This window comes from Pseudomonas sp. HY13-MNA-CIBAN-0226 (genome assembly GCF_040310305.1).
Lineage (GTDB): Bacteria > Pseudomonadota > Gammaproteobacteria > Pseudomonadales > Pseudomonadaceae > Aquipseudomonas > Aquipseudomonas gregormendelii.
In genome coordinates, this window is the sequence record NZ_JBEOPS010000003.1 from 137,654 (window position 1) to 151,898 (window position 14,245).

12 protein-coding genes are annotated in these 14,245 nt (G+C 60.8%); 9 read left to right on the plus strand and 3 right to left on the minus strand.

Annotated elements, in window-relative coordinates; genetic code table 11:
* The first annotated feature begins 434 nt into the window (after positions 1–434).
* The 3 genes from hydA (at position 435) to preA (ending at position 4,700) form a co-directional block, all read left to right on the plus strand.
* On the plus strand, positions 435–1,874 hold the full coding sequence (gene hydA / locus AAEZ05_RS04455; protein ID WP_350646699.1) for a dihydropyrimidinase: 1,440 nt from the start codon (positions 435–437) through the stop codon (positions 1,872–1,874).
* A gap of 183 nt (positions 1,875–2,057) precedes the next feature.
* Positions 2,058–3,425, plus strand: a complete 1,368-nt coding sequence (locus AAEZ05_RS04460; RefSeq protein ID WP_045060527.1) for an NAD(P)-dependent oxidoreductase — start codon at positions 2,058–2,060, stop codon at positions 3,423–3,425.
* On the plus strand, positions 3,426–4,700 hold the full coding sequence (gene preA, locus AAEZ05_RS04465; protein WP_350597424.1) for an NAD-dependent dihydropyrimidine dehydrogenase subunit PreA: 1,275 nt from the start codon (positions 3,426–3,428) through the stop codon (positions 4,698–4,700).
* A gap of 219 nt (positions 4,701–4,919) precedes the next feature.
* On the opposite strand, the gene AAEZ05_RS04470 is transcribed toward preA, so the two are convergent.
* A complete protein-coding gene (locus tag AAEZ05_RS04470; protein WP_350646700.1) occupies positions 4,920–5,540 on the minus strand; it encodes a TetR/AcrR family transcriptional regulator in 621 nt (206 codons plus the stop codon).
* A 139-nt stretch (positions 5,541–5,679) separates the two neighbouring features.
* On the opposite strand from AAEZ05_RS04470, the gene copC reads away from it, so the two are divergent.
* Both copC and copD read left to right on the plus strand, forming a co-directional pair.
* Positions 5,680–6,045, plus strand: a complete 366-nt coding sequence (gene copC, locus AAEZ05_RS04475; RefSeq protein WP_045060466.1) for a copper homeostasis periplasmic binding protein CopC — start codon at positions 5,680–5,682, stop codon at positions 6,043–6,045.
* Between the two features lie 3 nt (positions 6,046–6,048).
* A complete protein-coding gene (gene copD / locus AAEZ05_RS04480) occupies positions 6,049–6,909 on the plus strand; it encodes a copper homeostasis membrane protein CopD (protein WP_350646701.1) in 861 nt (286 codons plus the stop codon).
* 42 nt (positions 6,910–6,951) lie between these two features.
* Here copD and AAEZ05_RS04485 read toward each other — a convergent pair whose 3' ends face one another.
* Together AAEZ05_RS04485 and AAEZ05_RS04490 are read right to left on the minus strand one after the other, a co-directional pair.
* Positions 6,952–8,097: an HlyD family secretion protein gene (locus AAEZ05_RS04485; protein WP_045060463.1), complete on the minus strand. Its 1,146-nt coding sequence runs from the start codon at positions 8,095–8,097 to the stop codon at positions 6,952–6,954.
* Complete coding sequence (locus AAEZ05_RS04490) at positions 8,094–9,749, minus strand: MFS transporter (RefSeq protein WP_045060462.1); 1,656 nt, start codon at positions 9,747–9,749, stop codon at positions 8,094–8,096. Before AAEZ05_RS04490 ends, AAEZ05_RS04485 begins: the two co-directional genes overlap by 4 nt.
* Before the next feature lie 233 nt (positions 9,750–9,982).
* Between AAEZ05_RS04490 and AAEZ05_RS04495 the strand changes: the two genes are divergently transcribed.
* From AAEZ05_RS04495 to AAEZ05_RS04510, 4 genes are all read left to right on the plus strand, one after another.
* Positions 9,983–11,278 (plus strand): OprD family porin, encoded by a 1,296-nt coding sequence (locus AAEZ05_RS04495; protein ID WP_045060461.1) that lies wholly within the window; start codon positions 9,983–9,985, stop codon positions 11,276–11,278.
* A 148-nt stretch (positions 11,279–11,426) separates the two neighbouring features.
* Complete coding sequence (locus tag AAEZ05_RS04500) at positions 11,427–12,245, plus strand: NAD-dependent epimerase/dehydratase family protein (RefSeq protein WP_350597419.1); 819 nt, start codon at positions 11,427–11,429, stop codon at positions 12,243–12,245.
* Between the two features lie 45 nt (positions 12,246–12,290).
* Positions 12,291–13,184 carry an SMP-30/gluconolactonase/LRE family protein gene (locus AAEZ05_RS04505; RefSeq protein ID WP_045060459.1) on the plus strand — a complete coding sequence of 298 codons (894 nt, stop codon included), beginning with the start codon at positions 12,291–12,293 and terminating at the stop codon, positions 13,182–13,184.
* Positions 13,185–13,246: 62 nt separating this feature from the next.
* Positions 13,247–14,218, plus strand: coding sequence for a TRAP transporter substrate-binding protein (locus tag AAEZ05_RS04510; RefSeq protein WP_045060458.1), 972 nt, complete (start codon positions 13,247–13,249; stop codon positions 14,216–14,218).
* The last annotated feature ends 27 nt before the right edge of the window (positions 14,219–14,245 follow it).

The following is a 14,245-nucleotide window of genomic DNA, read 5'->3' on the forward strand; positions in this document are numbered from 1 at the left end:
AACTCATCATGTTTATTCATATAAACAAACGGTCCTCGGGACACTGCCCGGCGCTCAGGGCGACGACCAGGCAAAGTTGTCCGAACCGTCAGGACTCAAACTGGTGCATCAAACTTTTTTCCTCGCTTTGCGCGTTAACCATAGACGCTTCTCAAGCAGCTGATTTCACATAAGAAATCTCGTCTATTTTGGCATCCTGTCAAGTGCGTCAAAATGGTGAAAGCTTGAACCAAATTGGTGATTTCAATATTTAATCGTTATTTATCAATAGGTTATTAATGGCATTAGCTTATAAAAAATAATCTTGCTCATTCCTCAAACTCGGACTAGTTTCTATTCCTGACAGCGCTGACAGGAATACACCGGTTTGCGTCTGGTTCATATAAAACATTTAGAACCGGCACCAGTCGGTCATTGCCTGCGAGGAACTCGGAATGTCTCTGTTGATCCGTGGCGCCACCGTTGTAACTCACGATGAAAGTTATCGCGCCGACGTCTATTGCGCCGACGGCGTGATCAAAGCCATCGGCGATCAACTGGATGTTCCGGCGGGTGCCGAAGTGCTCGACGGCAGCGGCCAGTACCTGATGCCCGGTGGTATCGATCCGCACACTCACATGCAACTGCCCTTCATGGGCACGGTGGCCAGCGAAGATTTTTTCAGCGGCACGGCGGCAGGGCTTGCCGGTGGCACCACCTCGATCATCGACTTCGTGATTCCCAACCCGCAGCAATCGCTGATGGAAGCCTTTCATCAATGGCGCGGCTGGGCAGAAAAATCGGCAGCGGACTACGGCTTCCATGTCGCCATCACTTGGTGGAGCGAGCAGGTTCGCGAAGAAATGGCCGAGCTGGTCAGCCAGCACGGGGTCAATAGCTTCAAGCATTTCATGGCCTACAAGAACGCGATCATGGCGGCGGACGATACCCTGGTGGCGAGTTTCGAACGCTGCCTGGAGCTGGGCGCCGTGCCGACCGTACACGCGGAAAATGGCGAGCTGGTGTATCACCTGCAACGCAAGCTGATGGCCCAGGGCATCACCGGGCCGGAAGCGCACCCGCTGTCGCGGCCTTCACAGGTGGAAGGTGAAGCGGCCAGCCGGGCGATCCGCATTGCCGAAACCCTGGGCACGCCGCTGTACCTGGTGCATGTCTCGACCAAGGAAGCCCTGGACGAAATCACCTATGCCCGCAGCAAGGGCCAGCAGGTCTACGGCGAGGTCCTCGCCGGGCACTTGCTGCTTGACGACAGCGTCTACCAGCACCCGGACTGGAGCACTGCCGCCGGCTACGTCATGAGCCCGCCCTTCCGCCCGCGCGGGCATCAGGAGGCACTCTGGCACGGGCTGCAATCGGGCAACCTGCACACTACCGCCACCGACCATTGCTGCTTCTGCGCCGAGCAGAAAGCGGCCGGGCGCGATGACTTCAGCAAGATCCCCAACGGCACCGCCGGTATCGAAGACCGCATGGCCGTGCTGTGGGATGAGGGGGTTAACACCGGGCGTTTCTCGATGCAGCAGTTCGTGGCGCTGACCTCGACCAACACCGCGAAAATTTTCAACCTCTACCCGCGCAAAGGCGCCATCCGCGTCGGTGCCGATGCCGACCTGGTGCTGTGGGATCCGCAAGGTACCCGGACCATTTCCGCGGCCACCCATCACCAGCAGGTCGACTTCAATATCTTTGAAGGCAAGACCGTACGCGGTGTGCCCAGCCACACGATCAGCCAGGGCCGGGTGGTCTGGGCCGATGGTGACCTGCGGGCCGAACGCGGTGCAGGGCGGTATGTCGAGCGGCCGGCATATCCGGCGGTATTTGATCTGCTGAGCAAGCGGGCTGAGTTGAATCAGCCAGTTGCTGTGAAGCGCTGAAATCCAGGCCTTCGGCCATCGCGGGCAAGCCTTGCTCCCACAGGATGTTGTGACCACCCCAGATGTCATGAACAACCGAGATCCCTGTGGGAGCGAGGCTTGCCCGCGATGAGGCCAGCCCAGACGCAACAAAAACCCACTGCCCACCAGAGGCAGCACCTCAATAACCGTGAGGCCAACACCGTGATCAAGAGCTTGAACCACCTCCCGCATCCCCATGAAAGTGCGGTCGCCCTCGCCGGTCACTTTACCGACTTGGCGCCACCACTCAACGACCGGCAGGCGCACTTGGAGGCTTCGCGCTGCCTCTACTGCTACGACGCGCCCTGTGTGAATGCTTGCCCAAGTGAAATCGATATCCCCTCGTTCATCCGCAATATCCATGCGGACAACGTACAAGGTGCCGCCCATAAAATCCTCTCCGCGAACATACTGGGCGGCAGTTGTGCGCGGGTCTGTCCCACGGAAATTCTTTGCCAGCAGGCCTGCGTGCGCAACAACGATCATGAGTGCGCACCGGTACTGATCGGCCTGCTGCAACGCTACGCAGTCGACAACGCGCACTTCAGCACGCATCCATTCTCCCGTGCGGCGGCTACCGGCAAACGCATCGCAGTGGTGGGTGCCGGTCCCGCCGGGCTGTCCTGCGCCCACCGCAGTGCCATGCACGGCCACGACGTGGTGATCTTCGAGGCACGGGAAAAGGCCGGCGGCCTCAACGAGTACGGCATCGCCAAGTACAAACTGGTGGACGACTACGCCCAGAAAGAGCTGGATTTCCTCCTGCAAATCGGCGGCATCGAAATCCGTCACGGGCAAAAACTCGGCGAAAACCTGACCCTCAGTGAACTGCACCAGCAATTCGACTCTGTATTCCTCGGCATTGGCCTGAACGCCAGCAAGCAGCTGGGCCTGGCCCACGAAGATGCGCCGGGACTGCTCGCCGCCACCGACTACATCCGCGAACTGCGCCAGGCCGACGACCTGACCCAATTGCCCCTGGCTGATCGCTGTATCGTCCTCGGCGCCGGCAACACGGCCATCGACATGGCCGTGCAAATGGCCCGCCTCGGCGCCCGCGACGTCAACCTGGTGTACCGCCGGGGCGTCGAGGAAATGGGCGCCACGGGCCACGAGCAGGACATCGCCAAAGCCAATCAGGTGCGCCTGCTGACCTGGGCCCAACCGGAGCAAGTGTTGCTCGATGACCTGGGTAACGTGCGTGGCATGCGCTTCGCCCGCACCGTGCTGGTAGAAGATCGGCTGCAAACCACCGGTGAAACCTTCGAACTGGCAGCCGACGCGATTTTTAAAGCCATCGGCCAAGCCTTCGATACCGCTGCACTCGCCGACCCACTGGCCCGGGAATTGAAGCGCCAGGGCGAGCGCATCCAGGTCGATGAACAGCTGCGCACCAGCATTCCTGGCGTGTACGCGGGCGGCGATTGCACCAGCCTCGATCAGGACCTCACCGTGCAAGCGGTGCAACACGGCAAACTGGCCGCCGAGGCCATCCACACCCAACTCATGCTCAATGTGGAGGCTGCGTAAATGGCCGATCTCTCGATCAACTTCGCCGGTATCAAAGCCCCCAACCCCTTCTGGCTGGCTTCCGCACCGCCCACCGACAAGGCTTATAACGTAGTCCGCGCCTTCGAGGCTGGCTGGGGTGGCGTGGTCTGGAAAACCCTGGGCGAGGACCCGGCAGCAGTCAACGTGTCATCACGCTACTCGGCGCTGTTTGGCGCCAACCGGGAAGTCATGGGTTTCAATAACATCGAGCTGATTACCGACCGCTCCCTGGAAATCAACCTGCGGGAAATCACCCAGGTCAAAAAGGACTGGCCGGACCGCGCGCTGATCGTCTCGCTGATGGTGCCTTGCGTGGAAGAGTCGTGGAAATTCATTCTGCCGCTGGTGGAAGCGACCGGTGCTGACGGCATCGAACTCAACTTCGGCTGCCCCCATGGCATGCCCGAGCGCGGCATGGGCGCAGCGGTCGGCCAGGTGCCGGAGTACGTCGAACAGGTCACGCGCTGGTGCAAGACCTACTGCTCGCTGCCGGTGATCGTCAAGCTCACGCCCAACATCACCGACATTCGCGTCGCCGCCCGCGCCGCCCATCGCGGTGGTGCCGATGCGGTATCGCTGATCAATACCATCAACTCCATCACCAGCGTCAACCTCGAACGCATGGTCGCCAACCCGGTGGTCGGTAGCCAGAGTACCCACGGTGGTTACTGCGGTTCGGCAGTCAAGCCCATCGCCCTGAACATGGTCGCCGAAATCGCCCGCGACCCGCTGACACAGCGGCTACCCATCTCCGGCATTGGCGGCATTGGCACATGGCGCGATGCGGCGGAGTTCATCGCGCTCGGCAGCGGCACGGTGCAGGTGTGCACGGCAGCGATGCTGCATGGTTTCAGGATCGTCGAGGAGATGAAAGACGGCCTGTCACGCTGGATGGACAGTCAGGGCTACGCCAGCATCGCGGACTTTTCCGGGCGTGCGGTGGCTAATACAACGGACTGGAAGTACCTCGACATCAACTACCAGGTCATCGCCAAGATCGACCAGGAGGCCTGCATCGGCTGCGGCCGCTGCCACATCGCCTGCGAGGACACCTCGCACCAGGCGGTGGCCAGCCTCAAGCAGGCCGATGGCACGCACAAGTATCAAGTGATCGACGATGAATGTGTGGGCTGCAACTTGTGCCAGATCACCTGCCCGGTGCAGGACTGCATCGAGATGGTGCCGATCGACAGCGGCAAGCCGTTCCTGGACTGGAACCACGATCCGCGTAACCCCTACCATGTCGCGGTCTGACCTTTAAACAGTAGAAGATCGCAGCCTCGTTGCACTCGACAGCTCCTACCCGGCTCCAGCGCCACCACGCCCTGTAGGAGCCGGCGAATGCAACGAGGCCGCCGGCCCCAGCGCCACCCCACCCCGGTAGGAGCTGTCGAGTGCAACGAGGCTGCGATCTTTTCAAGCGCACCACCGACTGACGACTCCCTGACCAACACCCACTGATGTATGGGACATCTAGGGCTGCAACCCAATCCCGCGCAAAATCACACTCGTCACCGTCTGCACCGCCCGCTCAAACTGCATATCGGACAATGGCTGGTGATCATTGAGGATATTCACCTGATGATCAAAGTCGGCGTAGTGCTGGGTCGACGCCCAGATCATGTAGAGCAGGCTGGAGGGCTCCACCGGCAGGATGCGTTTGTCTTCCACCCACTGACGGATTTTCGCTTCCTTCATCTTGGCCCAGTCGTACAGGCTGGCGTCCAGTGCCTCACCCAGCGTCGGCGCGCCATGGATGATTTCGTTGGCCCAGACCTTGGAGCCGTACGGACGGCTGCGCGAATGTTGCATCTTGGCGCGGATGTAGCTGCTGAGGACCACGCGCGGGTCGTCGAACATTTCGAAGCACAGGGCGTCCTGTTTCCACACTTCCAGCAGGTCGAACAGCACTGCACTGTAGAGTTCGCCCTTGGTGCTGAAGTAGTAATGCAGGTTGGAGCGCGGCAGTTGCACTTCGGCGGCAATGTCGGCCATGGCGGTACTGCCGAAGCCTTTCTCGGCGAAGACCTTTTCAGCCCCCAGCAGAATTTTCTCGACGTTACTGCGACGGATCTCGATCTTGTGATTGCCCATGAGGGCTCCCTGACGACAGCGTTGGTCAAGACTAGCATCCGCTCTACTTCGCGGCGACAGGGCAAAACGAAACTTCGTCCCGGCGCGCCCTGGAAGGTAAACTGCACCTCTCTTCCAACCTGCCCAGAGGTATTCCATGATGACGCTCAAGAAAACCCTGACCACCGTCACCCTCCTCGGCTCGCTGTTCGCCGCCTCGTCGGTGTTCGCTCATGCCCACCTGAAAAGCCAGAGCCCGGCCGCCGACAGCACGGTCAGCGCACCGGCAGAGCTGCGCCTGGTATTTTCCGAAGGGGTGGAAGCGACCTTTACCAAGGTGACGCTGAGCAAGGACGGCAGCAACGTACCGGTAAAAAGCCTGGCCACCGAAGGCAGTGACAAGAAAACCCTGGTGGTGACGCCGCAAGCGCCTTTGACTGCAGGTGCGTACAAGGTCGAATGGCACGCGGTGTCGGTCGATACTCATAAAAGTGAAGGCGCCTACAGCTTCAAGGTCGGTCAGTAATTCATGACGAGCGCGATGGTGCTGTGCCGCTTTCTGCATTTCACCGTGGTGCTGATGCTGGTCGGGGCCTGGGTGTTCAGGCCCCTGCTGTTGGGGCGTGGCATTACCACGCTGGATCAGCCGCTGGCGCGGGTGAGCCGATGGCTGGCGGCGGTGGCGTTAGTGAGCGGCGTCTGCTGGTTGTTGTTGATCACTGCCAGCATGGCCGGGGACTGGGCGGCCGCCCTTGAACTGCCGACCCTGCAACTGGTCATGGGCAACACGTTTTTCGGCCAGGTATGGCGCTGGCATCTGTTACTCAACGGGCTGGTGCTGGCGTTGCTGTTCACACGCTGGCAGGCCTCCCTGCTGCCGCGCCTGGTATTGGGTGGCTTATTGCTGGCGACGCTTGCACCCGTGGGCCATGGCGCGATGCTCGATGGCTTGAACGGCCAACTGCTGATCCTCAATCAGATCGTGCACCTGATGTGCGTTGGCATCTGGCTGGGCGGCTTGATGCTGCTGGTGATGATCTTGCGCCAGGCATCAGTCCACCCGATCGGCGTCATTCTCCAGCGGTTCAGTGGTGTGGGTTACGCGCTGGTGGCGGGACTGGTGTTGACGGGGCTGATCAACGTGCGAGTACTGACGGGCCAGCTGTGGCCGACGCCATTGTGGTCGGGATTTGCCTTGATTCTGTTGATCAAGGTCGGGTTGGTGGCGGCGATGCTGGGCCTGGCGTTGTTCAATCGGCTGCGGGTCAATGATTGCGACCAGCGCATGGGGGCGCTGAAAACCAGCGTGATCATGGAGTGGCTATTAGGGATTGGCGCGGTGGCGGCAGTGTCGTTGCTGGGCACCATGCCACCGCTGGTGGCCGCCTGAACGAGATATCTGTGGGAGCAAAGCTTGCTCGCCACTGCGATGTTATGGGGCTGCGGGGTCGCCTGAAGCCGCCGTATCAATGCTCACCACTACCGACATCCCCGGCCGCAGCCGCTCGCTCTCGGCCTGATCTTCGTCCACGGTAATCCGCACCGGCACCCGCTGGGCGATCTTGACGAAGTTGCCGGTGGCGTTGTCGGCTTGCAGCAGCGCAAATTCAGAACCGGTACCGGGTGAGATCCGCTGCACCCGGCCCTTGAACTTGCGGTGGTCCAGTGCATCCACCGTGAACGTCACCGGCTGGCCGACCCGCACGTTGTTCATCTGGGTTTCCTTCATGTTGGCAATCACCCACAGCTGATGCGGTACCAGGGCCATCAGCTGCGCGCCGGAGTTGACATAGGCCCCCAGACGTACACCGATCTGCCCCAGCTGGCCGTCCCGGGGCGCAACGATTCGGGTATTGGAAAGGTCGATGCGCGCCAGTTGCACCGCGGCATCCGCGCTCGCCACTGCCGCTTCCAGTGAGCCTCGATTGACGATCACTGACTGCAGATCCTGGCGGGCGATCTCCAGATTGGCCTGGGCCTGGGCGACCGCGGCAATCGACTGCGCGTTCGCCGCCAGGCTCACATCCAGCTCGCGCCTGGACACCGAACCATCGCGAACCAACTCGTTATTACGGCGCAGGTCGGCGGCACTTTTGCGCGCCTGCGCCTGGCTGTCGGCGACTGCTGCCTGGCGCAGCTTGATGGTGGCCTCGGCGCTGTTGCGTTGCTGCACCACGTTGGCCAAGCCGGCTTTTTGCACCGCCAATTGTGCCAGGGCTTGGTCCAGGCGCTGCTGGTAGATCCGGTCATCCAGGCGCACCAGCAAGTCGCCGGTCTTGACGAACTGGAAGTCCGACACCGGCACTTCATAAACGTAGCCGCTGAGCTGCGGACCGATGATGGTCACCTGGCCGCGCACCAATGCATTTTCCGTGGTCTCGATCGCGCTGCTGAACGGTGGCAACTGCCAGGCGTACAACACGATCAGCACACCCACCAGGGCGATCGCCGCAAAGCCCATCGATGAAAGCACTCGAACCCGTAGCGAGCGCGGCTCGGTGGCGGGCGTGGACGGTGGCGCAACGCCCTCGGGGGTGGCGGCAATGGCGTTGGTGGTCGTCGTGGTCGGTTCGGTCATGAAGGTGTGGCACCGCTGGTGGAGTCGGAAGGCGTTGGAGTGACGTTCTTTGTAGTGCTCATCAGCCACAGGGCGCGAATGGAGATCCAGATCATCGTCAGCACGGCGATCACTGCGATGAGCATGAACACGTCGTTATAGGCCAGCACATTGGCCTCGCGCGTAGCGGCCGTCGCCAGGCTGCGTATGCCCTGCAGATTGCGCAAGGCTGGATCGGCGATCACCGAACCCAGGGCATTGCTACCGCTCTGGACCCGGGCAGCCACCAGCGGATCGGTCAACACCAGGTGTTCGACAATGTTACTGGAGTGAAATTTCTCGCGAACAATCTGAAAAGTGCCCAGCAACGCTGCACCGATCAAGCCGCCGAGGTTCTGGCAGATACCAAACAGCACCGAGAAGCTCACCAGGTTGCGCGGGTTGGTCAATACATTGCGCGTGCCCAGCACCATGGTCGGCCCGAGAAAAAACGTACTGCCGAATGCCAGCAGGAACTGGCTGAAATACAGGTTTTCCGGACGGGTCAGGTTATTCGAATGGCTGTCGATCACCGAACCGACAGCCATCAATGCCAGCGACACGATCAACGGGCTGAACAGGTGCTTGGGGTTGATGGTCAGCGCGCTGGTGACCAGCCCGGCAATGCTGCCGATCATCATCACCACATACAGGCTGTGCAGCTGCTGGGTGCTCATGTTCAGGGCTTGCATGAAGCCGACGGCGCCGGTGGACTGCTCCGAGGCCACCATGCGAATCAGCACCACCGCCAGGGCCAGGCGAATCATCACCCCGCTGCCCAGCCAGCGAGTCATCAGCATCGGGTTGCTGCGGTTATGCTCGATGGCAAGGCCGGTCATGATCAGCGCGATGGAACCCGCCGACGCTACGCCAATCCAGGGTGCTTCCAGCCACCAGTCGATACGCCCCAGCGAGAGCACCGCGCAGAGCAGTGCGACGCCGCTGGCCAGAATGGCGAACGTCAGGAAGTCGAGTTTTTCGAAAGTCTTGAAACGGTCCCCGGGGGGCAGTTTGAGCAGGAACACGCACCCCAGGGACAACAGCGCCATGCCCAGTTCGAACAGGTACAGGCCGCGCCATTCGGCGATCTGCAGCAAGTCTTCGGAAAACAGCCGGGCCAGGGGCAGAGCCAGCTGCGAAGTCCCAAGCCCGAGCACCAGCGCCTTCATGCGCCACTTCGCGGGGAACGCCTGGATCATGTAGTACAGCCCCAACGAACTCAACGCCGCCCCGACCATGCCGTGCGCCGCCCGTACTGCAATCGCCGAGTTCAGGTCGTTGACGAACAAGTGGCCGAAGGTCACCAACGCGTAGAGCACCAGGAACACTTCGGTGAACGCGCGCAAGCCGAACTGCTGGCGAAACTTCACCAGCAGCAGGTTCATCGACACATTGGTCATCACGTACGCGGCGGGCAGCCAGGCCATCTCGGCGGTGGTCGCACCCAGCGCGCCCTGCAGATAAGGCAGGTTGGCAATCACCAGGGAGTTTCCCAACCCCCCGGTCAACGCCACCAGCAATCCGACCAGCGCATAGGCCAGGCGTTTGGGCGTGGAGTGCAGCGGCGTGGAAGGCGAACCGGGCAAGCTGGGCCGCTCGTGGGGCTGCCAGTTGCGCGGGGCGTAATGATCCATTCAGTGGCCTTGTGTCGGAGGTCGTGCCAGTTTGCCGTAAAACCTTGTTAGCCAACACCCATATCCTGTTGGTCTATCGCCCTCCCGGCCCTCAGAGGTCACGGCGCCCTCAAGCATGAAGTCATCGTATAACTTCCGATTGACAACCCGCTGACACCTCGCAAATAATCACCCCTATGTTGTACGACGACGTATAACAACCATAAAAACAAAAATACAAAGGGAGCGTCACTGTGAGTCAACTCGTCCGCCATTCCTTCGCCTGCACCCCTCGCCCGACTTTTGCCCGCCGTCATACCCTCAGCCTGCTCAGCCTCGGCGGGATCGTTCTGGCCCTGCCCCTCGCCAGCCAGGCAGAAGGGTTTGTCGATGACAGCAAGGCGACGCTGAACCTGCGCAATGCGTACTTCAACCGCAACTACACCAACCCGGCCTATCCCCAGGGCAAGGCTGAGGAGTGGACGCAGAGCTTCATCCTCGACGCCAAGTCCGGATTTACCCAAGGCCCGGTCGGCTTTGGTGTGGATGTGCTCGGCATGTACTCGCAAAAGCTCGACGGAGGCAAAGGCACGGGTGGTACACAGTTGCTGCCGATTCACGATGACGGGCGCCCTGCCGACAATTTCGGGCGCATGGGCGTAGCGGTCAAGGGCAAGATTTCCAAGACCGAACTCAAGGTCGGCGAATGGATGCCGGTATTGCCCGTGCTGCGCTCGGACGATGGGCGCTCACTGCCGCAGACCTTCCGCGGTGGCCAGGTCACCTCCACCGAGATCAGCGGTTTGACGCTCTACGGCGGCCAGTTCCGCCAGAACAGCCCGCGCAACGATGCAAGCATGGAAGACATGTCCATGAATGGCCGCGCGGCGTTCACCTCGGACCGCTTCAACTTCGCAGGGGGTGAATACACCTTCAACGACAAGCGCACCCTGGTCGGCGTCTGGTATTCGGAACTCAGCGACATCTACCAGCAGCAGTACTTCAACCTCAGTCACAGCCAGCCGTTGGGCGACTGGACCCTGGGTGCCAACCTCGGCTTTTTCAACGGCAAGGAAGATGGCAGCGCCCTGGCCGGCGACATGGAAAACAAGACCACCTTTGCAATGCTCTCGGCCAAATATGGCGGCAACACCTTTTACGTCGGCCTGCAAAAGCTGACGGGCGACAGCGCCTGGATGCGTGTCAACGGCACCAGCGGCGGCACCCTGGCCAACGACAGCTACAACTCCAGCTATGACAACGCCAAGGAAAAATCCTGGCAGCTGCGTCATGACTACAACTTCGTCGCCCTGGGCATTCCTGGCCTGACCATGATGAACCGCTACATCAGCGGCGATAACGTGCACACCGGTGCCATCACCGACGGCAAGGAATGGGGCCGCGAGTCGGAACTGGCCTACACCGTGCAAAGCGGCGCGCTGAAAAATCTCAACGTGAAGTGGCGCAATGCGTCGATCCGCAAGGATTTCAGCACCAACGAATTTGACGAAAACCGGATTTTCATCAGCTACCCGCTTTCGTTGTTGTAATCCGCCCAGCAGCGAAGTGGTTTGAATACCTTGCATCGACTTTCAACCTAAGTCGCATTGACATGAGCGGAAAACTCTACGGATACTTCTCAGCGTCGTACGACAACCTACAACAAATTAAATAATAACTGCTTGTCCAGGGACTCTCATGACTACTCACCCTACAGCTCCATTCAATCGCCTGCTGCTCACCGGCGCTGCGGGCGGCCTTGGCAAAGTGCTGCGCGAAAGCATGCGACCCTATGCCCATGTCATTCGTCTTTCGGATATCGCCGATATCAGCCCGGCGGTGGATGATCGCGAGGAGGTCGTCATCTGTGACCTCGCGGACAAGCAGGCCGTGGATAAGCTCGTCGAAGGCGTGGACGCCATCCTGCACTTCGGCGGGGTGTCGGTGGAGCGTCCGTTCGAAGAGATCCTCGGCGCCAATATCTGCGGCGTGTTTCACATCTACGAAGCGGCGCGCAAGCATGGCGTCAAGCGCGTGATTTTCGCCAGTTCCAACCACGTCATCGGCTTCTACCAGCAGGGCGAGATCCTCGATGCCCACTCCCCGCGCCGTCCGGACAGCTACTACGGCCTGTCCAAATCCTATGGCGAGGACATGGCGACGTTCTACTTCGATCGCTACGGCATCGAGACCGTCAGCATCCGGATCGGCTCTTCGTTCCCGGTCCCGCAAAACCGCCGGATGATGAGCACCTGGCTGAGCTTCGGTGACCTGACCCAGCTGCTCGAACGCGCACTCCATGCACCCAACGTGGGCCATACCGTGGTGTACGGCATGTCCGACAACAAGCAAGTCTGGTGGGACAACCGCTTGGCTGCGGGCCTTGGTTATGTGGCGCAAGACAGCTCCGAAGTGTTCCGCGACCAGGTCGAGGCCCAACCGATGCCTGCTGCCGATGATCCGGCGCGGGTCTACCAGGGTGGGGCATTCTGTGCCGCCGGCCCGTTCGGCGACTGAGCCGCGCAACAGTCCCCACAAAAATAACCAAGGGAATGAGTGGCCATGCACGCAGAACTGATTGTCGATGCCCGCAATGCGGTTGGAGAAAGCCCGGTATGGGTCGCCGTGGAAAATGCCCTGTACTGGGTGGATATTCCCAACGGCGGCCTGCAACGCTGGAACGCTGATACTGGCCACGTACACGCCTGGAAAACCCCGCAGATGCTGGCTTGCATCGCTCGTCAAAGCGATGGCAGCTGGGTCGCCGGGATGGAAAGCGGGTTCTTCCGGCTGCAACCGCACAGCGATGGCAGCCTGGACAGTGAGCTGCTGGCGCATGTCGACCACGCGCGAGCAGACATGCGCCTCAACGACGGGCGCTGTGATCGTCAGGGCCGCTTCTGGGCGGGCAGCATGGTGCTGAACATGGGCGCCAATGCCGCCAACGGCAGCCTTTACCGCTACAGCGCCGGGCAGGCGGGGCCACTTGAAGCCAGGCTGGGAGGTTTCATCGTGCCCAATGGCCTGGGCTTCAGCCCGGATGGCCGCACCCTGTATCTCTCCGATTCACACCCACTGGTCCGGCAGATCTGGGCCTTCGACTATGACATCGACACGGGTACCCCAACCAACCGCCGACTGTTCGTCGACATGAACCAGTACGAAGGTCGTCCCGACGGTGCCGCGGTGGACGCCGAGGGTTGCTACTGGATCTGCGCCAATGACGCCGGGCTGATTCATCGCTTTACCCCCGATGGCCGCCTCGACCGATCGCTGGCGGTACCTGTGAAAAAACCGACGATGTGCGCCTTCGGTGGCAGTCGGCTCGACACGCTATTCGTGACGTCGATCCGCCCCGGTGACGACCAGGATCCACAGTCACTGGCCGGTGGCGTGTTCGCCCTCAACCCTGGCGTCCAGGGTTTGCCGGAACCGCTGTTCAATCACTCGCTGTAAACGCCCTTGCTGAATTTGCTGTGCCTTGAATAAAAAAAACAACAAGACTGGAGAATTGCCCCATGGACTTCAAACGCACCTTGCTCGCCGCTGCACTCCCCCTGGCCTTCACCCTCAGCAGTGCCGCCCAGGCACTGGAAATCAAATTCGCCGACATCCATCCGGCCGGTTACCCCACCGTCGTGGCCGAAGAGCAGCTGGGTAAAACCCTGGTGGCCGACAGTGACGGCAAGCTGACTTTCAAGATGTTTGCCGGCGGCGTACTCGGCTCGGAAAAGGAAGTGGTCGAACAGGCCCAGGTAGGCGCCATCCAGATGGCCCGGGTCAGCCTTGGCATCGTCGGTCCCGTGGTACCGGACGTGAACGTGTTCAACATGCCGTTCGTGTTCCGCGACCAGGCGCACATGCGCAAGGTCATCGACGGTGAGGTGGGCGACGAAATCCTCGCCAAGATCACCGATTCCGAATTCGGCCTGGTCGCCCTGGCCTGGATGGACGGCGGCACGCGCAACATCTACACCAAAAAACCGGTGCGCAGCCTTGAAGACCTCAAGGGCATGAAGATCCGCGTACAAGGCAACCCGATGTTCATCGAAACCATCAACGCCATGGGCGGCAACGGCATTGCGATGGACACCGGGGAGATCTTCAGCGCCCTGCAGACCGGGGTGATCGACGGCGCGGAAAACAACCCGCCCACCCTGCTCGAACACAACCACTACCAGAATGCTAAGTTCTACAGCCTCACCGGCCACCTGATCCTGCCGGAACCCATCGTGATGTCGAAAATCACCTGGGACAAGCTCACCCCCGACCAGCAAGTCCTGGTGAAGAAAACCGCCAAGGCCGCGCAGGCCCAGGAGCGCACCCTATGGGACGCGAAGTCCGCCAGCAGTGAGGAAAAACTCAAGGCGGCCGGCGTCGAGTTCATCACCGTCGACAAAAAACCTTTCTACGAGGCCACCGCGTCGATCCGCGAAAAATACGGCGCGCCTTATGCCGATCTGATCAAGCGTATCGAAGCGGTCCAATAACCCCTCCCAGGCACTCATGAAAGGCCG